The following is a 24,255-nucleotide window of genomic DNA, read 5'->3' as shown; positions in this document are numbered from 1 at the left end:
AACTTAGAAAAAGACGCGTCCACGCACCCCAACCACCAGCGCTGTATCTTCATTTGATAGCGCTGGATTGTTGATAAACTGCACATCCGGCGTAACTTGCAGGTGATCACCAAACTGCATGTTGTAATAGAGCTCAGCGGTCACCTGATCTTTATTATCAAAAACATCATTTGTCTCTGACCAGTTAATTGCGACACCTAAATTATTTTTCTCACCGCCTAAGCCAAACACCCCTACACCGGCAGAAATAGATTTGTTGTATAGCGCCACATCACCACTTGAAAATCCGCCACGCACAAACGGCATGATGGTTGGAGTAATAAAAGTGCTATAAGAAAAGTTAATGCCTTGCCCTGACTCACCACCATTAACATCACCATTAGCGAGCACCGATGAAGATAAGCTGTGGCGAGATCCCTCGTCCATATGCCATAAAGTGACGTGCATATTTTCTGTATAAATCTGATCTTTAGCAGCTGTCCAGCCCAGCTCTAAAGTGGTAAACAATGCATGATCGTTAAATAAGGTATCAAAGCCATTAAAAATATCATCAGACTGACCTTTTGCATCGGCCACACCTGCCACTATATAAAAGTTGTCCGTTAGCATGTGACCGGCTGATAACGCCAAAATGCCATCATCGGGTAATCCCATCGCACCTGCACCAGTACTAAACGCCAAGTTAGTGAACCCTGTCCATGGGCTAGCTAAGGCATAGGTATCCACGTAGTTAGTCACATCTTGCCAGCCAATAATGACGGTACTTTTTCCACCGTTAAAGCTTTGCTTCCAATTAAGATCCGTAACTCTAAAGCCTTGATCACTAAACGCTGGCCCAACCATACCTATATACCCAATATTGTCAGCGTCGGGATTAAATGTCGTCCCTGAAAAATCTTTCGGGGGTGTATGACTGTAACTGTGGCGATGCTCAACTTTCCACACTAGGCTACCTGTATGACCACTTTCTCGACCGATTAAATTCCATTGTCCGTATATTCGCGCAACGCCAGAGGCCGAAGAGGCATCACCGCCATCGCTCGCATCCCCACTGTGCAGTCCCAGCGCAACATAATCACCGCCAAATACGAACCCTTTATCTGCTAAATCTGTTCGCCAATTTTTTTGCTCTTTCTTTTGGCTAGCAATGGTGTTTTCCACCGAATCCGGTCCCTCAAAGTTGGCCGCTTCAGCAATCGCTAAAGGAGTTGCAAGCAAAGCCGCTACAGAAAAAGAGGTTAGAAAGAATTTTGCAGTTAACGCCATGTTTCACCATAAGTTTTAGTTGATATACAGTCACTGTAACTAAAATGTAGATGTTAAATAGGCATTTTGCGACATGCTAAAACATTAAAGGCAAACTCATGATTACAAGGTGTGCGCTATACGCCTTTTACCTATTCTCTGAGTAATATTGAACGTATATTGGATGCTCTTTTGATTAAAAAACATCAATCTCGATTACAAAAACAGCAAACAGTTCACAAAGCGAAGATTTATGCTTGAACCCAACCCCGCTTATCGCTAACATCAGTCTCGTTCAAGAAGATGGGTCCGTAGCTCAGTTGGTTAGAGTACTACCTTGACATGGTAGGGGTCGGCGATTCGAATTCGCCCGGACCCACCATCCTCTTGCATTCAGATGCAATTGTATTGAACAACAAAAATTTGGGTCCGTAGCTCAGTTGGTTAGAGTACTACCTTGACATGGTAGGGGTCGGCGATTCGAATTCGCCCGGACCCACCAAATTTACAAAAACGCCAAGCATTTTGCTTGGCGTTTTTGTTTTTAGCTGACCCTAATCATGTATTTATGAATCCATTGATGAGAATTCTGCCGGGTAAGATTTGTTTAATTTCACTATTACTCATGTTTTCTGGTTGCTTTAAGTATTGCGTCCAGTTGAGCACTTTCCCACTACCAACTTGTGAATCATCACTATCTAACAAACATCGGTCTAATTTGCTTTCTGACCACTCTTATATTGGCGATTCACTTTACTAAATCGCCTATCTAGTCGACCCACTCTCTGTTCATGGTCGTCAGGATTACCCGCATACCAGAAAGTAAAGATGGGGAAATGTAATGCGCGAACATAAGATCAAAACAGAGGGGATTGCCTGGATTTCCCCTGAAAAACGAAAAAGTCGCTTCGGAGGCAATGTACCTCCAAGACCAGCAGAGACTCGATTACCGCTACTATGGTTGTCTCGTCAGGGTGCTGAGGTCTATTTGGTAAACCACACGAATGAAACGCTTGAATTAGTATTTTCAGATAGCAATGGCTTTCAAACTGTAGACGATGAAACTGTGAGCATCACTAGCAGTGACATACAATATCGTTACGAAAACGTACCTCATGGGAACGCCGTCAAAATTGAAAAATACGATAACTTTTACGACTTGGATTTTGTTCTTCGTGTTTGCTTACAGATAAAAGCGCCAAAATTAGGACACCTTCAGTTGACTTCCGGCTACAAGAAAGGCGGCATCGGTGAAACTGTATTACTTTGGGATTCTGGCGAAACGGGTAAAAATGCATCTGTTTTGCAATTGAGCTAGCACCATTCACGCAAGATAATAATGAAATCGGCTATGCTTTGAAACTGCATAGCCGATGATTGTCATCTATGCAGGACTAGCAATATGCTGATATATCTCATCTCGATTCACAACAATCAATTGCTGTCGTCCAACCACCGTATCTTCATATTCAAGAAATACATTGAGTGCATAAAGAGTATAGCGAAGCAGTGCAACGCGGCATGGAACAACGAATCTCCCCTCAACCATATCGTATTCATAGCTAATAATTACTTTTTGCTCATCAGATAGACGGGGATCTGGCGCGAAGACAATATCGACGCTCTCCTGCCACTTCGCATCAAGCTGCTTGGTATTGGTTGATCCTTCAAGCGGAGTCAGCTGCCCCTCAAACCGACTTAGTATAAAGTCTCTATACTCGTTGTTCTTTTCACAATACGCGCGTACATGCCAACGCAGTGGCGTACAGACGATAGAGTGTGGGGCAATCACCCGCTTTTCTGCCATAGGTTTATTCATCGAGCGGTAGCTAATCTCTAACCTTAGACCCGCTTTTGCCGCAAGTAAGATCTTTCTAACGTGATCTGCATTCACTTCACGTACAGGAATGGGTAATGAACATGCTGCCCCGCCTGTAAATTCCATTGGGGCAAAGATATTAGCATTCGCCTCTTGACTAGCAAGTAAGTTTAAAAACTCTTGTGCGTTACCAGTAATGAATTTTGGCTCAAAAGTATCGCTAGTAACGTACCCTTTAATGCTTCTGTCATAAGTCAGATTGGTTGCAGAAATATGCTGGATGTAGAAGTTGATATCCTTAGAGGCTTGCTGTCGACCAATCCCAAAGCTTTCGCATAAATGATTGGTTGTTAGCCGCCCTTCCCAGTAAGCAATTAACTCAATCAATCTAAACCTTTGGTGTTGATCCCACTTCATAAAAGCCTCAATACATTGCGGATATGTACACTTTTACCACATATCATATTTTAGCTAGGCAACTTAACATAATTGCATCTGATATACGATTCAAGGAGCCTAAAATATTGACCGATAACAATTTTCTTTCACGCGCTCAAGGTTCATTACTTGGCCTGTTACTGTATCCGCAATTAGTTGTGACAAAAAAGATGAAAACTCAATACAAAAACCCTGTTGTCCAAGGCTGGATTTGAGAGTGCCTCAGAGCCGAGAAACACGACTCAATCACATCACTCTCTTTTTACGTTATACATTCGACATCATTGACTTAGATGTTTCTGAGGACAGTACTTTGCACAAATTAGCACGAGTTCACGATGCCAATGTCGGGGCTGGACGTATTTTTTGTGATTCCAACGGTGACGGCAATATATCAGACCAAGGGCTAATTAACCTTTTCGCTTGGTCTGAAGGTTTATCCAAAACTATGGGAAAACTATGGGGGTTGATGCTTCTAGATCCCCAATCCAAGCTCCAGATTTTATTCTCAAAGACTTTGATTGTAACTGCAACACCGTTAGTGAAGCGATTGACGATTTATTGCGGATCAACCGACATTACCTAACAAAAACGAAAGGATAATCAATGTACGAAATACTTATCCACAGTGCCTATAAACATAATGAGTTAGTCGAACTTCTTAATGCTGAATTGGGAGACAATCTAGATGGTGTGATTTTCTGCTGGGCACAAACCACCAGCCTTTTCATTGAAGCACTGAACGACATCACAATTGAAGAGGCCATCACTGTCATTCAAGAGCTACTTGGTGATGTGAAAATTGAACTCGATCCCGAAGACGATGAAGACGAATACATGGAATAAAAGTTGTTCAATCATAGAGCAAGCATTTCCAGATATCTGCCATCTATAAACCTTAGACAATATTGATTTAAAGTCGTTTTGAGAAAAGACATTGGTGCAAACACTGGTGACTACTCGCTCAAGCGTATCCAAACTTTATTTATCAGTGGTTTACCCCTGATTATGAACATAGCACGAACCTTTAATCTAGAAGAGCTACCTATCGCATTTCATGATGCATTCAACGAGCTCGAAAACCAAGAGATAACGATTAATGACGATAAACGAACCTACTACCACTTACTTGAAACATGAAGTTGTTTTACTCGGCGATTCTATCTTCGACAATGCGCCTTATGTCAATCAAGGGGAATCTGTTTCAGAACAGTTACAAAATCTTATGGATAACGACAACTTAGGAGAACATAAACCACAAGTGAATCTACTCGCTGTGGATGGGAACTGTTTGCATCACGTTGAAGAACAGTTACGTAAGCTGACTATTGACCCAGTTACACATTACTTCCCGTTCGTCTCTTGTGGTGGAAATGACTTGTTGTATCTCAATCTCGCAGGACTAATGGATGAACCTATCGAAAACGTAGGTGAGGCCTTGGATACACTCTTTCATATTCGAGAGAAATTTCGTTCAACCTACCAAGCAATGTTAGATACGATGGAATCGAAGTTTGCCAACCACCCTTTCTGCGATGACATTACTCTATGTACTGTATATGACAAAATACCTACGCTATCAAACCAGGAAAAATGTGCTTTAGGCTTGTTTAATGAGGTGATCCTCCATGAAGCTAAGACTCGTAATTTGTCAGTTCTAGATTTACGGGTACTCTGTGATCAACCTGAAGATTATGCGCCAGTATCTCCAATTGAACCTTCAAAATATGGGGCTGAGAAAATCGCTAAACAGATTTACCGAGACACTAATATTAGCCAGAACAACAAGAAAGATATGCATTCTATATAAATTCTACGCGCAACTTTTAACCTATAAATAAATGAACTATTCATTAGAAGACATCCGAGATTACGGAAATATTCGTTTGAATTTTTAAAGAGTTATGGATATTTGGCCGAAGGTAGTCCTTCGGCCAAAACGATTGCTAGAGACATGGAAATAGTTAACCCTCAGTAATTTTATTGAGTGGATAAAATAGGGGAATGAACTCAGACAAGGTGAAGTAATAGTGATTGACGGCAAGTCAGTTAGCGGTTCGTATAACAAATCGAAAGAACAACTAGCAATACATATGGTCAACACTTTGCCTTGCTCACTTAAAGTAAATAAAAAACGAATAAGACAAACGAAATCCCTAAGTTATCGGAAATGTTAGTCCCCCATCATTCATTACATTAAATCTAAAAATCGTTGAGCAACCCAACCAGACTTCTCTTTATATTTGATTTTTACCCAGTTATTACGGCTAGAGTCGATGGTGATCGTGTCACCTTTATTTAGCTGAAACACTACTGCGCCAGTTTGCGGTGCATTGCGCACGTTTAACTTAATTGCCGAAACATGAGCGTAAATCGTATTCTGTGCCGCTGTTAAATAACGAGATGCTACCCATCCTCGCGTGTTGTTATCGCTAATTTCAGACCATGCACCTTGAGTTTTATTGACCAAAACAATGCTATCTCGCCCTACTTGACCAACAACGCCTGCTTTTGCGTTGGGGTTAGAGCGAATATTCAATAACTGCGCGTGAACAACTTGAGGCTTTGTGGCGGCTTGTTTTGTTTGAGATTGCTTAATTTGAGAGGAATCTGTTGTAAGTGCGGTTTGGGATTGTCGAGCAATGGCGCTGCGCACTAGATGACTTCTCTCCATATGCTCATTTGAGCTATTCATCGCAAACACTGTCAATGTACAAGTCAATATCATGAGCGGTATCGTGAGCAAGGCACGCAGACCCGAACTATCATACCAATGATCGTCTCTTTCAGATCGGCTGATGAGCAAGGCAATCACTAGCACGCAAAAATCAAAAATTTTGTATATGCCAATGATAAGCAGAGCAAGGGCTTTAAAGCACAATACGGCCATTTTATATAGCCCATAAAACATAAAGCCAAATAAGACCATGCCTAGCAAGTTGCCAACAAAACTGCTCTCTGAATCACAATCCATCTATTTACCCTAGCCAAAACTCATGCGCCCTGCTTTTAGCAAGCAATATGGCAACGAAACTAAGATAATACCTTAATCACACCCAATACTTTTATCACTTCATGCCACTTTTGTGTTGCAAAGCAACCCATGCTGGCTTTTCTCATCTTATTTATGCACCTCTATCGCCAGTTCATTATACGCTTTGCTGCGCCGTTTCAGCTTCGTTATTGCCCGCTAAAGGCGGCCATGGGCGATGCTGCTCGGAATCAACCCACTCGTTAACCCACATAGGAAGCTCAGTAAATGGATTAGATTGTTGTATGGCGTCTAATACTCGAATAGGACTGACAATACCTTGTTTGGAGGTGATACCTGCTCGAATTAATACCGAAGAAGTCGGTTCTCCTTTCACCCACATGGATTGCTCGACATACAGCCACTTATCATCGAAACCGACACATTGCGTGTGCATCGTGATTTTATTAAATAGATGTACCCGCTTCCTATAACGTACAGAACTGCCCGCAACCACCAGCGCCCATTGATGCCGAGCAAGTACTTTCATTAACCCACAACGAATACCAAGATTAGTCCTACCAAGATCGTATAGAGTCAGCACTCGACCATTATTTAGTTCATTGAATATGTCTAAATCCCAAGGGTGACAATAAAACTCAGTGGTGCTTTTGTCCGCTATGGTTAACGAGGGTTGCTTGTTGGCTTGCCAAGTCACTTTAGCAAGTCGGAACAATGGATACATGTTTGTCTCTCCCTAAACAATAACATGGAGAATCAAGTTGTAGATTCAATCGACACGAAGGTGGTCAGATGAGTGTAGCTATAAAGAGTGCAAACTACGAATTTGGGTGCAGAATTGTGCAAAAAGAAGGGTTATTTAAAACAAGAGTTATTAATACGGTTCTAGGTTGTTGATGGATAAAAGCCAAATCACTTCTATCAAGTAATTTGGCCGCTCAATCTAAATTCACCGAAAAATTCAGCACACAATAGAGAGTCACGCTGTACTTACACCAGTGATAAATGCGTATCTTGTCGTTTTAATGCTACCCAGCGTTCATACAGTGCACTCAACTGCAAAGAAGAGTCTTGCTCACTCATCACACTTAACACATTCTCAATCTTCAATTGTTTACCCACCTCATAGATTTTTTGAAAATCCGCGGGGCTAATTTGTGCCTCTCCATGATTTAACATCGCTAAACCTAACGGTTTACCACTAAATTCTGGAAAAATGCTGTCTAGCCTAAGGCATGCGTAAGTAATATGCGGATACTCTTTGAATTCGCGGTAGCGTTTTTCACCGTTATCGAGCAGTCGACTAATGTGTACGTACTCATCGCCAACATCAAAATCTAACGTTAATTTATCAATAAACGATAGTGCGGCATCTGTCGCATCCAGTCCTAGAGCTTCAAGTGCACCCAGTTGCCCTCGCCTACAAAGTATTTGTGCCACTTTGTTATCCACATTGCAGTGACGACAAATCAGCGCTAATAAAATAGGACGTTGGTATAAGAACTCAAGCGCCGTCGGCTCATTGGCGGCAAGCCATAACATTTGGTATTGATATTCAGGAAAAGGTTGGGTGATCTCAAGCAGTTTGGTAGGAATTTGCTCGCGCCAACCTGCGGTATCAAACTCTCGAAGGATATCAAAGCCCATACCTAAACCGCCCTCAAGCGGCGTAAGCGTGTCATCGACCACGCGAAAACCATCTAACTTATCCTCCCAAGACTTAATCAATAAATCGAAGTCAAAGCCAAACTTGATCATTGGGATACGTAGTGCACTCATAACTGTCTTCCCTGAATTTATAAATGAGACAGTTTGATGGTATACGTTGTGCTAAGAAAAGTAAGGTTTTGCAGAGATTTTCTGACAATTTAACGCGGTTATATACATTTCACAATTAAGTTTGCATTCGCTGATGCAAATCAAAAATAGCCCTATCGCAGACTGTGATGAAGCGATGACAGGGCTATATTCATAGTGTTGGTAAAAAAATAGATTAATTAAGACTCAGACCAGTTAAACTTACTATCGTCTATCCCTTCACTGGCTTCTTTCGCACGCTCTCTACGTTCAAGCTCTGCTGCGCGCGCGGCGTCAATTTCTTGCATGATAATGTCAATATCTGCCGCCGTTTCCACTTCCTGATATATGCCACTTAGCTCACTGTCAGGCTTTAGCTCGCCCTTTTCAAACAGTGACCAGATTTCTTTGGCGTATTCTGTCTGGGCAAGTTGCGGGGCAAACTGCGCATAATAATCACGAATGTTATTAATATCTCGAGTAAGCATCCATTCAGCGTTGTTATTGGCGGATGCGTCCACCGCTTGCGGTAAATCAATAATCACTGGCCCGTATTCATCAACCAGCACATTAAATTCGGATAAATCACCGTGAATCAAACCCGCGCATAGCATTTTCACCACGTAGCTCATCATCACTAGATGATCTTCAATGGCTTGCTCTTCTGACATCAACACATCATTTAAGCGAGGCGCAACATAGCCTTCATCGTCAGTGACCAGCTCCATCAGCAGTACGCCATCAAAGCAGCCAAAGGGCTGTGGCACTCTTACCCCAGCGGCCGCCAATTTATACAGCGCATCCACCTCGGCGTTTTGCCACACTTTTTCTTGTTGATCGCGACCAAATCCAGAGCCTTTCTCCATCGCTCTGGCGCGGCGGCTATTACGTACCTTACGACCTTCACGGTAGGCTGCCGCTTTCTTAAAACTGCGTTGGCTGATTTCCTTATACACTTTGGCACAACGGATCGTCTCACCACAGCGCACAATGTACACCGAAGCTTCTTTGCCACTCATCAGTTGGCTTTTAACCTCGTCGACCAGACCGTCGTCAACTAAAGGCTGTATTCTTTTAGGTATTTTCATGGCGCCTTTATACAGCAGTTATGTTACAGATGACATATTAACCGTCATATAAAGAAGTTATTGCCTGAAATTCCTCATCTAAGCTCAAGTTTAGCGATGCATTTACGCCGAAAACTCACTCTCAAGCGCACTCACTCCTAGCCCACTGCGTTTGGAAACTCTAATTTGCACTGGGATGCGCTCTTTCATCGCATCGACATGACTGATGACGCCAATCATTTTTCCAGAAGCGTTCAAATTATCGAGCGCGTCAAGCGCCATATCTAATGTTTGCGCATCTAACGTGCCAAAACCTTCATCTAAGAATAAAGAATCAATACTGGTTTTGTGACTGACTAAATCCGATAGCGCCAGTGCCAATGCCAGACTGACTAAAAAGCTCTCTCCGCCGGATAAGGTTTTAGTATCCCGCACGCTATCCCCTTGCCATGTATCGAGTACCTGTAGCGACAAGCCATCATCCGATTTCCGTTGCAATTCATAACGACCATAAAAACGAGAGAGATGCTTATTGGCTAGATACACCAAATTTTCTAAAGTCAGGCCTTGGGCAAATTTTCTAAATTTATCCCCTTTTGCAGAGCCCACGAGAGAATTAAGATGAGAAATATCACTGAACTCTTGCTCAAACGTCTCAATTTCAGCAACCAAATCTTTTAAACGTTCACGATTACTCTGATCGGTTACGCGTTGTTGAGACAGCTCCCCTTGTCTTTTCATCGTCTGCTCTATGCTTGCACTAAGCTCGGCCATACTTGCCTCAATATCCGCAATAGAACAATCGGTCAGTGGGTGATCCTCTAACGCCTTGCTCTGAGATGAAAATGTAGCCCATGTTTCATTGTCGCCACTGGCTTGTTCAAACTGGCGTTGATGTTCCAAGAAAGCCGTTGATGCGCTGTCGTACAGCGTTTTTGCATTTTCAAGAGCATGATTACTGCGTTCAATTTGCTCAACAAGCGCGTCTCTTTCCTGCTCAGACAGCAGCGCACTTTTAAACTCAGCAACCTCAGCAAAAGGACTTTGTTGCAACTGCTGATTCCAGACTTGCCCTCGATGTTTTACATCATTCGTTAACTGAGTATATTGAACGGTCATCGTATCGAGTTGACCAGCAAGCTTTGCCACCCTTGCCAATGCGTTGTCACGCGTAGCGCGCGCATCGTTGCAGGCAAGCTCACAACGTTCAACCTCAATACGCATTTTCTCAGATTCACCACTGCTGCACTTATCACCAAATACAGCGCGCCTTTGGTGCTGATCTTCATCAAGCTGTGATTGGATTTTTTGCAGCCGAGCATCTTCATTGCTCGCAGATAACGCACTAGCCTCTATTGATTCAAGTAGCGCACCCATTTGAGTTTGAAGATTAGCGTGCACCTGTTCAGCTTTGCGGGTGTCTTCAGAAGTCGTATTCCAGATGGCGAGATCACTTCGTTTTTGATCAAACCAGATATCAGCACGCTCAATTGAAAAATCAAAGCCAGCTCCTTGAATGTCATGCGTCAGTTGTTGCCCAGCCACAACAGCAGATTCATGCCACTGCTTAGCATCTTGAGTAGCCACTTGCCATTGACTCTCAATCAAAGCGATTGCATTTTGCTCAGCATCAAGGGTTCGCTTCACCTCGACTAAGGCATTTTGCTTAGCATGAAAAATCCGCTGTGCTTCATCTCTGGCTTTTTGTAATGCCAGCAACTGATTAAGCTGATTATTAATTGAGCTCTGTCGCGCTTGATTATCATCGATTAACTGCGTAACGGCTTGAGGCTCACCTAAGCTCAAAGATAAACCTAACTGATGCGTAAAGCTCTGCCACCTTTGCTCTAGTTCCGCGCATTTATGAGCCAAACGACGTTCTTGTTCTACGCTGTGTTGCAAGTGACTACTCAAGGTATTTAGCTGAGCTTCTTGCTGTTTATAGTCTTGATTCAGTGACGTAAAACGGGCTTGGGTCTGTGTCAAACGCTGACCTAACGCAAGCACATCATTGTCGAGGTTATCCGCAGTGCTTAACGCAGGATGATCAAGGGATCCACACAAAGGGCACGCTTCCCCCATATGTAGCTGGGCACGGTATTTTGCCAGCTCACTTTCTTGCGCTAATAGCTGATTAATATCAGCAATGCTTTGCTCACATAACGTTAATTCATGGCGAAGCTGTGACACTTGTTTCGTTTGTGCTTCAAGCGTTATGCGTTGCTTCTCAATCGCTTGAATCAACTGCTGACGTTCTGTTACGGTATCAGAATAAAGGCTATTACCTTGTTCGAGCTTTAGGTAATTTGGATGATGGTTTTGCAACGATTGTAACTTAGCCAGAAGTGACGATTCATCCCCTTGTTGCAATAATTCCATAAACTGTTGCTGGGCGGTATTGAGATCCTTTTGCAACACATCCAGTGCTTGCACTGTCTGTTGTTCATGTGCCTGTTTTTGACTGAGCGTCGCTAATTTATCAGTACGTTGCGCGCTCAACTGTTCAAGAAGTTGCGTGACTTGTCGTGCCTTTTGATGGGCTTCAACGCTCTGTTTATACCTCTGCTCCCACAGCGCCAGTGAACTTTGTAAAATCGCATCACCGGCGTGCGTTTTTAAATAGGCTTGGCCTTTTTCAAGCGACTGCTTTGCCTGCTCTCTCTCGCATTCAATGTTCACCTTTTTCGCATTAAGCTGCTTAAATGCGTTATTCGCTTGCTCGCTTTTCTGTTTCTGCTCAGCAAGGGCGGTATTTTGCTGTTGAATGCGCGTATCTAGAGGCACTACTTGTTGCTGAATCAATTGACGAAGCGTCGTTTGCGCCTGTCGTGTTTGCTGTAGTGCATGCTCAGCGGTTTGTACTGAAGTTTGCAGAGACTGCAACGCATCTTGTTGCAAGGCCAAGTGTGATTTTTGACTTTGTATTTGCTCAGCAATACGGGTTTGTTCAAGTTGCGCACTGTTCCACAACTCGTAGTCTGCACGCATTCGCTCCGCGGGTTGACTGCGTTGCAGTCTGCCCCGTTGAGGTTGCAGTTCTTGGTGCGCGACCGCCGCAACCTCTAACGCAGTTTGTTGCACTGTCACGTTTTGTTGCAGTTTATTGTGCTCAACACACCACTGCTGCTGCTTTTGATGCAGAGCCAATTGTTGTTGTTGCCTATCGCTTGTATCGGCAAGCTCTGCTAATTGCGCATCTAACGCTTGGCGAGCTTCTTCGGACAACAGCGCCACGCCATCAGCTCGGGCATTAAGCGTGTCCAGTGTGACTTTTGCTTGGCTGTAACTTTGGTGTACGCGTTCAGAGATCAAACCATACACCTCTGTGCCCGTTAACTCTTCAAGTAACTCGGCGCGCGCATTCGCATTGGCATTTAAAAAGGCGGCAAACTGCCCTTGTGACAGCATCATGGATTTGGTGAAACGGGCAAAGTCTAACCCTGTAATGCTATTTACCTGATCAAGCTTGGTCTTCACCTTATCCGCAATGATTGAGCCCGACGCCACCTCCGCTAACTCAACGGTGGCAGGTTGCAAATTACCATCGGCTTTATTGCGAGAGCGTCGCATGCTCCAGTGCGCACGATAAGCCTTGCCCTTAACCTCAAATTCAACTTCTGCACTGCAACTTGCACAGCCTCGCGTCATGATCTCATTGTTGCTAGTGGAGAGCTGACCAAGACGTGGCGTTTCATGATAAATAGCCAAACAAATCGCATCTAAAATGGTGGTTTTTCCTGCCCCTGTTGGGCCTGTAATCGCAAACAAACCGCTTTCGACAAAGGACTTAGAGGTAAAATCTATATGCCATTTACCTTTTAAAGAGTTCAAGTTTTCAAAGGTCAAACGCAGTATTTTCATTTGCTTTCCTGTTGCACTTCAAGGGCAATTTGTTGAAATTTGGTGGTAATACGCTTGGCGCGCGCTTGATCGTGTTCACCATCAAACTCTTCAATGGCTAAACGCTTTTCAAATACGTCCATTGGCGTCAATTCAGATAAGGTTTCGACACTCTGCTGTGACAATGTACGCTGTTTTTGAACGCGAGAACGGCGCAATTGCAGCACTTCAATATTACGATCACCAATCAATTTTTGAATGGCTTGCTGCAAGTCACTCAAATAATCTTGCACTTCCACTTCAATCGACAGCCACACGCTTTGCTCGTCAGGAACAACCAGTTGATTAATTTGTTGCTCTAGGCTCAGAAGATCCCCTTTTAAGCTATACATAGGCTGAAAACTGGGGATTGGTTTGCTTTCTATCTGGACTAGAGTGTCTAAGGTAAACTCTACCAGCATCACTTTTTTTATTGACTTTAGCTCGTCAAAGCTAAGGAAAATAGGTGAACCGCTGTATCGGATATGTTCGGTCTTTGCTACTTTTTGCGGTCGATGAATGTGCCCTAGTGCAATGTAATCAGCAGGAGGAAATCCATCAGCTGCAAAGCCGTCAAGGGAACCAATATAAATATCACGTACAGACTCTGATTGGCTCACGCCTAACGCAGTCAAGTGCCCAGTTGCAATGATAGGCACTTGCGCGCCTAGCAACTGACGATGCTCAAGCGCTTGTTGATATAAATGGGCGTAATGCACTTTAATGGCTTCACCTAGCGCTTTTTGTTTTTCCGCGCCAGATTCTCCCGCCACACTTTTCAATACATCTCTGGGGCGAATAAAAGGAACCGCACAAATGATGGCGCCCGTTTCGCCTTGCGCGTTTTGCACCTCTAATACCGTGCCTTCTTCACTGGCGCTGGCCACTACTTGAGTGTGCAGTTGCTTTAGTAACTGCTTGGATTCATTGAGCATTGCCACAGAATCATGATTGCCCCCTAACACCACGAGCTGACAATTCAAATGATGCATCTCTACCACAAAACGGTTATACAATTCACGGGCATAACTAGGAGGAGTGCCGGTATCAAAGATATCACCGGCGATGATCACGCAGTCTACTTTTTCTGAGGCGACGGTATCTAATAGCCAATCAATAAACTGCTGATGTTCATAAAGACGGGTTTTATTGAAGAAATTTTGGCCAAGGTGCCAATCTGAAGTGTGCAGTATTTTCATTAAGACCAACGAATAAGAGTGGTTTAGGTGCAATGTATGAGATTGAATGGTCACAGTATCTGCTATCACAGGATACTGAAGACTATAGATAATAAATGACCCTGTGTAGCTTCTCAATCCTTTCTTAAGACAACATTGAGAAGCATAAAGACAAAAAAAGCCCCCAAATACCGAAGTATTTGGGGGCGATAGATAACGTGTAATTTACGGTACTATTTACAACTTTGCGATTACTTAAATTTGTAACCAACATCAAGCATAAATTGGTCTGCTTTTAAGTCACCAGAGAATTGCTCTGAATAACCCAAGTTAGTCACAACGTGTTGACCGAATTGAGTTTCTAGACCTAATGCTGCAATCACACCGTTGTCGTGGCCTTTACGACCATCAACTTCTAATGTGTCCCATGCCCAACCCGCGGTTAAGTATGGTTTGATGCTGATGCTTTGAGTCGCTTGGAATGGATAGTCAACACCAATGTTTGCTTGAGTGCGTTCTAAATCATATTTAGAAAATGAGATAATATGATTTGGTCCAGTTACCGCCGGATCTTCATCATCACTTGATGTGTGTGACCAACGAAAATCGGTGAACAAGTAATCTTTTAATGACGGTACTAGGTAGCCACGAGAGTAAATTGTGTAACCGTTTAACGTTTTACCATCGACGTTACTGTCACTCGCATAACCTGCACCAAGAGTAATACCAGAGAAAAATCCGGCATCATCATTACTTGTTGTCGTGTTGGCTTCGTCTGCGCTTGCATAACCCGCTACTAATGCAACGCCTAAAATTGCCCACTTGAAATTTTTCATTGTGAATTCTCCTTCAACTTGAATGCAAAAAGTATACGACCGGAATCACACTTAAAAAGCGAACAGTGATATTTAGCCAGTTCCACTTTTATGCTTCATGAAGATAAAAAGAACACTTTTGGACATACAAGCCTAAATAAAGACACCCCCACTTTTAATCAAGCGCAAAATAAGCACGCATATACTCAAACAATGGTTTCAATATTGACACAAAGCCAGAAGCTTCAAGCCTTTTTACCTGACGATACCGAACACTGTACCTGCTATTCTGCTTTCTATATAAGCAAAAATAGCCGTTGCTATTCACCTTTATTCAAGGGGTTTACGCATCGAATGCAAAATATAGGACGCATTTGAACTCTTCTTTCTGAGACCCTTCACGCAAATCAACATCGATTTATGCATTTTAAAAGTGGAACTCCCAAGAGAAGACTCTTCCTCTTTTTGTCTGTGAGTGTTTCATATAGTGAATTCATCGATAGAGCATATTTTAGGAATACTATGAAAAAGTTAACGTTAGGTCTACTGGTTGCAAGCAGCCTATTTGGTTGTGCCTCTACAGCAATTATGGTTAAGTCAGACGCTGTTAGCGCTCAACCTGTTCTTCCTGTAACAGTTGACGGTAAATTTGGTGGTTTTGGTGACGAAGGCTCTTTTAAAGTTGCTGAGCTATATAATGGCCGTTTTACTCGTGATTCTAACAAATCAAGCTACTTTGGTGTTATGGGTTCTACCCAAGGCAGCATGATGGCTGAGCTAGATAGTAAAGATGGCAAACACTGGAAACTTCAATGTTCTGGTAAAGAATCTAACCTAAGTCTTGCAAGCCTAGGCTTATCTTCAAAAGCTAAACCATTCAAATGTGACATCACAGAAGATGGTCAATCTGTTGGTACTTATGAAATCACCGCAGAACACTCTCTAATGGGTGCCAGTAAAGAAAGCGGTTTTGTTAGCGTAAACGGCGTTAAAATCCAACTTGCAGCAGTGAAGAAAGCACAAGGTTCTGCATTTGAAACAGGTCAACCTCTAGGTTACAGCTTTACTATTGACGGTAAAGAAGTGGCAGCAACACAGACCAATGGTTCAATCAGCATTCAAATGCTTCCTGAGCTAACTGACAGCCAACGTGATACCGTTGTTGTGGGTAGTATTGCCAGCGCATTAAGCTGGAGACCAGAGAACAGAGAAGACGACTAATCTTTGTAACCTGCAAATAAACCTTCCAAGGCAATGCCTTAGGTGTTGATCCTTAAAATAGATGAACTATTGTATTAGTAGTTCATCTATTTGTTCATCTTAAGTTAGGCATAATGACCGAAAAGACCAGCAGCACCATTCACCTCAATCGTCTTAAACAACTGGACCGATTTTTCGGTACAGAAGCTACAGTGGTTGATAGCCAAACGTTAGCTCAGGTCATGTCATGTTCAACGCGAAATGTCGCGAAAACCATGAAGAATCTGCGCGATCTAGATTGGATAGATTGGACTCCTGGACGCGGACGCGGCATCAAAACTCAACTGCAAGTCAAACGCTCTTTTCACGAAGTACTCTGTGACGTGATAAAAGATTACGTTGCTAAAGGAGAGCTTAATGAAGCCTCTCGTTATGCCGATATTTTTCAATATCAAACCGTATTTAAACAGCACCTTCCCGATTGGATAGCAGAGCTATCAAACGGTGGCGAACGCTCTGACGAACTTGTCTCATTGGTTCCGTACACCCTGCCCCTTTGTCATCCTATGTACATGCAAGACCGAAATGCCGGTATGTATGTCACGGTATTGTTTGATACGTTAATTAGATTCAACGAGGCGACGAAAAAATTCGAGCCTCATCTTGCGCACCAATACTACCAAGAAGATCTTACTTACTATTTCCGTATTCGGCCTGATGTGTATTTTCATAATGGCGTATTATTGACCCCAGAGCATGTTAAAGACTCCTTACTTGCGCATAGCGATGATTCGATCATTGCCAATGATCTTTACCGATGCGTAAAAAGCATTGATGTCGATAAACAATGGGTATCTATTACCCTACATTACGATGACCCTATCTTTTTACATGCTTTAGCGGATATTCATGCGGCGATATTTCTAGATAACCCAAGTGAACCTGAATACCCTTATGGTACGGGTCCTTATTATTGGGGAAACCGCAAGACGGATCATTGGAGCTTGCAAAAAAACACCCAATATTTCGCTCAGCACGGCATATTAAGAAAAGCCGATTTTTGGCATGTCATCAGAACAAATAAGACTTCTATTGGCCACTTGTTCGAATATGAAGAACTGGACACTAAGTCTCAAGCAAGAGACGGTATTCACACCTCTCAACTGGGCACTAAGAGCTTATGCTTAAGCCACAGGCTCGATAACACCAGTCGCAATGCCATCGCGCGAGTTTGTCGTCAAATTTTACTCAGTCACTACCAAGAAACGCATCATCTGTGCAGTCATCTATTTCAACCCAGTGACATGCCCTTATCGCTGACCGACAATGACTCTGAACTCAAAGTAGCACTGCCTCATTCCATAAAAATTTTGGCAAATCATCATCAAGATTTACATCATATGTGGCATCGTTTTAGCGAGCTTGGGGTGCAAATTGAATACGTGGAAGAGCTGAGTAAAGCCGAGCTGTGGATCAATGATTTCCTCGTGGGACAAGATTCAATATTGGATCACTATTACTGGATGCTGTTAAGTGAACCTGCGGTGAATCTCTTGACGCCATTTAAGCGACAACAATGGCAGTCAGAAGTGCAAAAAAGTAACAATATTCAAGACATATTAGCCCAACTAGAACGTCGGTATTTAGAGCAAAATAGAATTGTACCCCTTTGGCGAAAATCTATTTCGTTTCAAAGCCATCAGAGCCTTAGAGGTACTGAGGTCAACGGTTTGGGCTTTATGAACCTCTCTACCATTTGGTTTGACAACAGAATGATATAACGCACTATTCTTAAGTTAAGCTCTCTCACTAAAGGATGACTTTAATGACACAACATCTGCAAGATCAATGTAACTTGTTTCTTTATGGGCATCATGAACCAACCCCTGCCGAAACCTATGCTCAAATGGCGAAATGGTGTGAAGAAAATGACATTCATCACGATGTGTATGGTTCAGGGGAGCTGATTCAAAGCTTCGAGGAGAAAGTCGCTAAGCTATTGGGTTATGAAGCGGGCTTATTTGTCATCACAGGTACCATGGCGCAAGTCACCGCGCTGGATCTGGCCTGCCGCAATAAACGAAACCCATTAGTCGCGATGCACGAAAGTAGCCACATAGTGCGCCACGAAAACCAAAACTATCAGTTACAGCAACGCTTTACCGTCGCCACATTAGGAAATCGATACCAACCTTGGACCGTTGACGATCTTAAAAACTGTCCTGACGAACTCGCCGCTGTGTTGTATGAATTACCAATGCGAGAAATTGGCGGACAATTGCTGCCTTGGGCAGAGCTAGAAAAGATAAAATCCCATTGCCAAGATCATAATATTCACCTACACATGGACGGTGCAAGATTATGGGAATCAGCGGCCTACTACCAAAAGCCTTACCATGAAATCAGCGCTGGATTTGATAGCGCGTATGTCTCTTTATATAAAGGGCTTGGCGGTCTAGGCGGCGCGGTATTGTTGGGAGAAGACGCCTTTATAAAACGCGCAAAACGTTGGATGCAGCGACAAGGGGGCAATGTGGTTCACCGAAGCCCTTATATTGTTTCAGCAGCGATGCAGTTTGATCAAAGGTTGGCACAAATGCCAGCGTTATTTGAACGTACTAAACAGTTGTATGCGTTAATATCTCAATACCCTAAGTTTGCCATTACTCCCACGCAGCCACAGGCTAATATGCTGCATTTAATTTTGCCTTTTGATCATAAAACGGCCCTAGAAGTCAGAGATCAACTGGCTAGCGAACACAAAGTGTGGCTCGGCTTTCCTCAAGTGACCGGAAACCCAAATCAATCGGTAGTTGAAATTTACGTAGGCGATACCCTACTCAACCTTGATGACGACCGTTTCATTGAGATATTAGATTGGTTAAATAATAAAGCACACTAAGCACTAAAAAGCCGCTCTTAAAATGAATAGAGCGGCTTTTTATCTCACTTATTCAGTCTTCTTGCTGACATAACACTCGCTAGAACGGAATATCATCGTAGTCATCAGGAGTTGGCGTAAACTGCCCTGGCTGATTAGACGTATTTTGCTGAGATTGATCTTGATATTGAGGTTGCGATGGTTGCGTTTGTTGACGAGCACCCAGCATTTGCATCGTGCCGTTAAAGCCTTGCACAACCACTTCTGTTGTATACCGTTCTTGACCCGACTTATCCTGCCACTTACGTGTTTGCAATTGACCTTCAATGTATACTTGCGAGCCTTTTTTAAGGTAATTTCCCGCAATTTCAGCCAATTTCCCCATCACTGAAACACGGTGCCATTCCGTTTTTTCACGTTGCTGACCCGTCGCTTTGTCTTGCCATGTTTCCGAAGTCGCCACTGTGAAATTCGCTACCGCATTGCCATTGGAGAAATGTCTTAGCTCAGGATCAGTACCTAGGTTACCTAAAATAATGACTTTATTAATGCCGCGTGATGCCATTGTTTATTCCTCAATCATTGGATTTTGGCGATGCTCTATCACCGTAAATTCGGAGCTTGTTGCTGGATACTCTAGCTCCAAATTGGCCTTTTCGACCAACTCTGGAGGTAACTCTCGAGTGACGGCAACGCCCAGCTCTTTAAACTCTGAAGCTTGTTTGATTAAATTCCCTTTCCCAGTATGCAGCTGTCCCAATGCTCTATCATAAGTTTCTTTGGCTTTGTCCAGCTGCTTCCCAACACCTTCCATAGAGTTTAAGAAAGTATTGAGTTTGGTATAGAACTTTTCAGCGCGATTGGCTAATTCAGCCGTGTGTTTATTTTGCTCTTCAAATCGCCACAATTGACGAACAATATTTAAACTGGTTAACAATGTCGTTGGAGTAGCAACTAATATGTTCTTCTCTAATGCCGACTGAAATAGATTAGGATCGGCCTTAAGCGCTTCAACGTAGGCCGATTCTATGGGAATAAACATCACCACAACTTCCGGTGAGTTAATGCCCGGTAGCTTGCTGTACTCCTTAGCCGATAACTCATTGATGCGATCGCGTACCGCACTCGCGTGTTCACGCAACGCCACCTCTCGCTCAGCAGCCTGTTCCGAATTGACGTATCTTGTGTAAGCATTCAATGACGTTTTTGCATCAATGACTAAATGCTTCTTCTGCGGAAGGTAAACAATCGCATCCGGTCTAAAGCGGCCTTCTTCGCTGTCTATACTTACTTCTCGTTTGTAATCGGTGCCCAATCTCAGCCCAGAGTTGTCCAGCACATTCTCCAGCATCAACTCGCCCCAATTGCCCTGCACTTTCTTTTCGCCTTTTAAGGCGGTGGTCAGTTTATCGGCTTGATCGGTGATTTCACGATTCAGCTTTTGCAGGTTTTGCAACTCAGTGCGCAACTGAACACGTTGCTCACTCTCTTTACTGTGAATATCTTCAACTTTGTTTTTAAAGCCTCTCAGCTCTTGATGAATAGGGTTTAAAATGGAGCTCATGCTTTCTGTATTCAGCTCTTTAAAAGCCTTACCTTTACGCTCTAAGATTTCATTGGCTAAACGTTCAAACTCTTTGCTCAGCTCTTGTTTATTCTCTTTTAGCAGGGCTATTTGTGCTTTGAAGTGCTCCTCTTTGGTATCCATTTCAGTATGCAATTCGCCAATCTTCCTTGTGGCTAAGGAGTATTTATCATTAAGCTCTTTGAGTTCGTTATCTAATACTAAGGTACGTTCATTGTGTGCCAGCAACTGTTCTTGCTTGGCTTTTAAACTGGCACTGACTGAGCTTTGTGCAACTTGTGCTTGTCCAAGAGCTTCCGTTGCTTGACGAAGCCTATGCTCATTTTCGGTCGACTGTTTACGATAAGCGTGTTCTGAAACGCGCAATGCTTGCATCTCTGAGCCAAGTTGTGCGCAGCGCACTTCTAAATCACCAATATCTTCCTGCGCTTGTTCTAGTTTTTGCTGATAGCTTTGTGCAAACTCAGTTTGATTCGCCAATTCAGCATTGGCCAGTTCAAGCTCTAGTTTCAGCTGAGCTTGGGCGCGATTTGCTGCCCAATACGATACCACTGAGGCAATCACTAATACTAAGCCAAATATCACATACGTTAAGGTCATGGTTTTTCCTTGAATCAAAGAGCTATGCAGAGCATGGCGGAATACTGGGGACTATTATGCCTGACATAGAGACAAAAAGTGTCTCTTAATATACAATTATTGTCTTTCGTTGATGAATCAGGTACTCACAGTGTCGAAAACATTTGAGCGTTATCAGTTGGTATTGCAAAACATTCCTTGCCATCCCGCCTATGTCACCAGTTTAGAGCTTAAACAAATGCTCCTCTCACACGAATTGCTCGATTCGTCCCTTGATGACAAAAGCCAAATGAAAACCGTGCAAAGAGTCATCACGAAAGTGGCTTCTGATTACTATTCAATTGAGATCAATACCGATACTCGCCCTCATCAAATTAAGATTGCCCAAGGTCATCCCCATCCAATCAACCCTTCTGCAATGAGTAGCGTGCTATCACTGAAAATTATTGAACATGAAGTGTTGCAGATGCTCCCCCCAACGATGCGCAAAGAAGTGGCGAACCTTATCAGTACCAGCAATGCCGAATTGGATAAAAGAACCGAGCTGTGGAAGGAGCGCTTTACCTATTCTCCGATAGAGTTTCAGCTCACTTCTCCTCAGTTTGAAGAGTCCATTATTGAGGACATTGAACAGGCCATTGTCGACAAGCGTAGCCTACATCTTAGCTACCAAAAACGCGGAGATTCCTACACTCAAGAATATAGCGTCGAACCTGTCGGGATCGTACTGCATGGCCGTAGTTTTTATCTGATTGCAGTCAAAGAAAACACCGACCAATATCGAACCTTTGCGATTCATAGGATCAAACGACTAAAGCTCGGCTTTAGCCTACAAAATGCGCACAAATCCTTTAACGCAAAACAGTATATTCAGCGAAACGTACCACACTTTTCCGGTGGTGAGTTTATTGAAATCGTACTCAATATTGACAATTATGAGGGCTTGCACTTAATAGAAGAAAGCAAGCTCTCTGCCTGCCAAGAAATCATCTATAAAGATAAAAACATCACCACCATCAAAGCCAAAGTGCGCGACAGCCTAGGTTTTGAATGGTGGTTAATGAAAAACGCCAACTTAATTGAAGTGCTATCACCGCCACATATTCGCGATAAAGTGATCGATAATTTACACAGCGCATTGGCTAAGTATCAAAAAAGTGAGTAAGTATTCTCACCCTCTAACTAAAGCGTGCGCGAAACTCTCTAGGCGTAAGCCCCATCGTTTTGATAAACACTTTACGGCACGCACTGCTATCTTCATAACCCACTTGATTGGCAATCCAATCAAAAGAGAACTGAGTACTTTCCAAAAAATCACAGGCCTTTTGCACCCTAAGTCGCTGTAAATATTGATTGGGATTGTATCCCGTGGCCTTGAGAAATCGCCTTTGCAACGTGCGTTCAGTGAGATTGGCTTGTTCAGCAAGCCACTTAACCGACAATGATTCAGCAAAACGCACATTCATTGCCTGCTGAATAGCAATGATCGCCGTATCATTGTGTAAGAGTGATGGATTAAATTGTTGATAAAATCGTTGTTCTCGGGGGGCTGTATCCACTACCAATCTTTTCCCTAATTGGCGCATCACACTCACTGAGGTGTATTTGGTCACTAATTCAAAACCAAGATCAAGCCATGACATCATGCCACCTGCACTGATCACATCACCATGGTCGATAAGGATCTGATGAGTATCTAAAGAAATATCAGGAAACTGCTGATAAAACAATTCCGATAATCCCCAGTGAGTCGTTACGCTTCGATTCGATAAGGTATCGGTTGCAGCCAGAATAAACGCTCCTGCGCAGGCTGAGGCCAAAACACCACCTTGACTATGCTGCTTTTTAAGCCAATCAATCAGCTCGATATCAGGACTTATGTAACCTTCACTATGCAAGCTAGGAGGAAGCACAATCACAGAAAAACGTTGCGTTGGTAGAGAATGACTATTAAAAATAACCGCGTCAAACTCCACGCTAAGTGCTTGCTCTGCACAAATGCTGTTTGCCATTTGCAACATTTATTGTAAACCGTAAATCGCCGATTGCAGAGCGTTTGGGTAATGACAGATGCCTATCAAGATCCGTTTCATAAGCAAACCTCTTTAAAGTGTCGTTTTCGACATGATTTATGTCATTTTAGACTGTTATATGCGCACTGCAACACATCTATAATCTCTCTCATAGCAAAACAACAATAGATTTAATGGAGAATTGATGTGAGCCAAAAAGCACTGTTAGTTATCGACTTACAAAATGATTACTTCGCGGAGGGAAAATTCCCTCTTTGGAATACCGAGCAAACCCTTAGCAACATAAAAGCCGCCATTAACAACGCCAATGCCCGTAATATCCCAGTCATCCATATTCAGCATATTGCCGATCCAGCAATGGGGATTGCACCTTTTTTTAATCAAGGCAGTCATGGGGCTGAGATTCATCATGAAATCATGGCATTAGCACCAAACTCAGCGGTGGTAATCAAGTCTTTTGCTGATGGTTTTGAAAAGACCACCCTTGAAGAAACACTGCAAAAGTTCGCGGTTGATGAACTCTTGATCTGTGGCATGATGACGCAAAACTGTGTCACGCATACTGCGATTTCAAAAGCTGCAGAGAAATACAAAGTCTCAATCCTAATGGACTGCACCACTACCGTGAATGAAATGATTCACAATATTGCATTACATGCCGTATCTACGCGTGTGCCATTAATCCTCAGCGAACAAGCATTCAAATCACGGCCATTGATGGAATAGCAGACGTTTTATACCAATCAC

21 protein-coding genes and 2 tRNA genes are annotated in these 24,255 nt (G+C 43.1%); 11 read left to right on the top strand and 12 right to left on the bottom strand.

Translation table 11 applies throughout. The annotated features are described in order from the left end of the window. Window positions 1–3: 3 nt before the first annotated feature. On the bottom strand, window positions 4–1,266 hold the full coding sequence (locus VEZ01S_RS06645) for a carbohydrate porin (RefSeq protein ID WP_021713245.1): 1,263 nt from the start codon (window positions 1,264–1,266) through the stop codon (window positions 4–6). A gap of 284 nt (window positions 1,267–1,550) precedes the next feature. On the opposite strand from VEZ01S_RS06645, the gene VEZ01S_RS06640 reads away from it, so the two are divergent. The 3 genes from VEZ01S_RS06640 (at window position 1,551) to VEZ01S_RS06630 (ending at window position 2,563) form a co-directional block, all read left to right on the top strand. Continuing rightward, a tRNA-Val gene (locus VEZ01S_RS06640) sits at window positions 1,551–1,627 on the top strand. 43 nt (window positions 1,628–1,670) lie between these two features. Continuing rightward, window positions 1,671–1,747, top strand: a tRNA-Val gene (locus tag VEZ01S_RS06635). Between the two features lie 339 nt (window positions 1,748–2,086). After that, on the top strand, window positions 2,087–2,563 hold the full coding sequence (locus VEZ01S_RS06630; RefSeq protein WP_021713244.1) for a hypothetical protein: 477 nt from the start codon (window positions 2,087–2,089) through the stop codon (window positions 2,561–2,563). A 66-nt stretch (window positions 2,564–2,629) separates the two neighbouring features. Here the strand turns inward: VEZ01S_RS06630 and VEZ01S_RS06625 are convergent, their stop codons facing one another. After that, a complete protein-coding gene (locus VEZ01S_RS06625; RefSeq protein ID WP_021713243.1) occupies window positions 2,630–3,481 on the bottom strand; it encodes a BrxR family helix-turn-helix transcriptional regulator in 852 nt (283 codons plus the stop codon). A 238-nt stretch (window positions 3,482–3,719) separates the two neighbouring features. Between VEZ01S_RS06625 and VEZ01S_RS06620 the strand changes: the two genes are divergently transcribed. The 3 genes from VEZ01S_RS06620 to VEZ01S_RS06610 all read left to right on the top strand — a co-directional run bounded on the left by VEZ01S_RS06620 (window position 3,720) and on the right by VEZ01S_RS06610 (window position 5,312). Then, a complete protein-coding gene (locus tag VEZ01S_RS06620) occupies window positions 3,720–4,088 on the top strand; it encodes a hypothetical protein (RefSeq protein WP_040890350.1) in 369 nt (122 codons plus the stop codon). 20 nt (window positions 4,089–4,108) lie between these two features. After that, window positions 4,109–4,348 (top strand): hypothetical protein, encoded by a 240-nt coding sequence (locus VEZ01S_RS06615; protein WP_021713240.1) that lies wholly within the window; start codon window positions 4,109–4,111, stop codon window positions 4,346–4,348. 253 nt (window positions 4,349–4,601) lie between these two features. After that, window positions 4,602–5,312, top strand: a complete 711-nt coding sequence (locus tag VEZ01S_RS06610) for an SGNH/GDSL hydrolase family protein (protein ID WP_021713238.1) — start codon at window positions 4,602–4,604, stop codon at window positions 5,310–5,312. Window positions 5,313–5,693: 381 nt separating this feature from the next. Here VEZ01S_RS06610 and VEZ01S_RS06605 read toward each other — a convergent pair whose 3' ends face one another. The 7 genes from VEZ01S_RS06605 to VEZ01S_RS06575 form a co-directional block, all read right to left on the bottom strand. Further along, complete coding sequence (locus VEZ01S_RS06605; RefSeq protein WP_021713237.1) at window positions 5,694–6,476, bottom strand: SH3 domain-containing protein; 783 nt, start codon at window positions 6,474–6,476, stop codon at window positions 5,694–5,696. 175 nt (window positions 6,477–6,651) lie between these two features. Then, window positions 6,652–7,218, bottom strand: a complete 567-nt coding sequence (locus VEZ01S_RS06600; protein ID WP_021713236.1) for an acyl-CoA thioesterase — start codon at window positions 7,216–7,218, stop codon at window positions 6,652–6,654. Window positions 7,219–7,484: 266 nt separating this feature from the next. Continuing rightward, entirely contained in the window at window positions 7,485–8,273 is a 789-nt protein-coding gene (locus VEZ01S_RS06595; RefSeq protein WP_021713235.1) for a hypothetical protein, read from the bottom strand. Between the two features lie 218 nt (window positions 8,274–8,491). Next, entirely contained in the window at window positions 8,492–9,379 is an 888-nt protein-coding gene (locus tag VEZ01S_RS06590; protein WP_021713234.1) for a PA4780 family RIO1-like protein kinase, read from the bottom strand. 102 nt (window positions 9,380–9,481) lie between these two features. After that, window positions 9,482–13,219 (bottom strand): SbcC/MukB-like Walker B domain-containing protein, encoded by a 3,738-nt coding sequence (locus tag VEZ01S_RS06585; protein ID WP_021713233.1) that lies wholly within the window; start codon window positions 13,217–13,219, stop codon window positions 9,482–9,484. Continuing rightward, on the bottom strand, window positions 13,216–14,436 hold the full coding sequence (sbcD, locus tag VEZ01S_RS06580; RefSeq protein ID WP_040890348.1) for an exonuclease subunit SbcD: 1,221 nt from the start codon (window positions 14,434–14,436) through the stop codon (window positions 13,216–13,218). Before sbcD ends, VEZ01S_RS06585 begins: the two co-directional genes overlap by 4 nt. 230 nt (window positions 14,437–14,666) lie before the next feature. Continuing rightward, window positions 14,667–15,251 (bottom strand): outer membrane beta-barrel protein, encoded by a 585-nt coding sequence (locus tag VEZ01S_RS06575; protein WP_021713231.1) that lies wholly within the window; start codon window positions 15,249–15,251, stop codon window positions 14,667–14,669. A gap of 501 nt (window positions 15,252–15,752) precedes the next feature. Between VEZ01S_RS06575 and VEZ01S_RS06570 the strand changes: the two genes are divergently transcribed. The 3 genes from VEZ01S_RS06570 to VEZ01S_RS06560 all read left to right on the top strand — a co-directional run bounded on the left by VEZ01S_RS06570 (window position 15,753) and on the right by VEZ01S_RS06560 (window position 19,332). Further along, the gene (locus VEZ01S_RS06570) at window positions 15,753–16,451 is read left to right on the top strand and encodes a VV20781 family protein (RefSeq protein WP_021713230.1); all 699 of its coding nucleotides are present in this window, start codon (window positions 15,753–15,755) and stop codon (window positions 16,449–16,451) included. Between the two features lie 113 nt (window positions 16,452–16,564). Further along, complete coding sequence (locus VEZ01S_RS16515; protein ID WP_021713229.1) at window positions 16,565–18,211, top strand: SgrR family transcriptional regulator; 1,647 nt, start codon at window positions 16,565–16,567, stop codon at window positions 18,209–18,211. A gap of 44 nt (window positions 18,212–18,255) precedes the next feature. Continuing rightward, entirely contained in the window at window positions 18,256–19,332 is a 1,077-nt protein-coding gene (locus VEZ01S_RS06560) for a threonine aldolase family protein (protein WP_021713228.1), read from the top strand. 79 nt (window positions 19,333–19,411) lie between these two features. Here the strand turns inward: VEZ01S_RS06560 and ssb are convergent, their stop codons facing one another. Together ssb and VEZ01S_RS06550 are read right to left on the bottom strand one after the other, a co-directional pair. Then, a complete protein-coding gene (gene ssb / locus VEZ01S_RS06555; RefSeq protein ID WP_021713227.1) occupies window positions 19,412–19,876 on the bottom strand; it encodes a single-stranded DNA-binding protein in 465 nt (154 codons plus the stop codon). Window positions 19,877–19,879: 3 nt separating this feature from the next. Further along, window positions 19,880–21,496, bottom strand: coding sequence for a DNA recombination protein RmuC (locus VEZ01S_RS06550; RefSeq protein ID WP_021713226.1), 1,617 nt, complete (start codon window positions 21,494–21,496; stop codon window positions 19,880–19,882). A gap of 130 nt (window positions 21,497–21,626) precedes the next feature. On the opposite strand from VEZ01S_RS06550, the gene VEZ01S_RS06545 reads away from it, so the two are divergent. Further along, on the top strand, window positions 21,627–22,640 hold the full coding sequence (locus VEZ01S_RS06545) for a helix-turn-helix transcriptional regulator (RefSeq protein WP_021713225.1): 1,014 nt from the start codon (window positions 21,627–21,629) through the stop codon (window positions 22,638–22,640). A 13-nt stretch (window positions 22,641–22,653) separates the two neighbouring features. Here VEZ01S_RS06545 and VEZ01S_RS06540 read toward each other — a convergent pair whose 3' ends face one another. Then, window positions 22,654–23,496: a GlxA family transcriptional regulator gene (locus VEZ01S_RS06540; protein WP_021713224.1), complete on the bottom strand. Its 843-nt coding sequence runs from the start codon at window positions 23,494–23,496 to the stop codon at window positions 22,654–22,656. Window positions 23,497–23,694: 198 nt separating this feature from the next. Between VEZ01S_RS06540 and VEZ01S_RS06535 the strand changes: the two genes are divergently transcribed. Beyond that, window positions 23,695–24,234: an isochorismatase family protein gene (locus VEZ01S_RS06535; RefSeq protein ID WP_021713223.1), complete on the top strand. Its 540-nt coding sequence runs from the start codon at window positions 23,695–23,697 to the stop codon at window positions 24,232–24,234. Window positions 24,235–24,255: the final 21 nt, after the last annotated feature.

The sequence above is a fragment of the Vibrio ezurae NBRC 102218 genome, from assembly GCF_000467185.1.
Taxonomy (GTDB): Bacteria; Pseudomonadota; Gammaproteobacteria; order Enterobacterales; family Vibrionaceae; genus Vibrio; species Vibrio ezurae.
The sequence above is the reverse complement of the archived record's forward strand: the minus strand, read 5'-3'. Positions and strand labels throughout refer to the sequence as shown.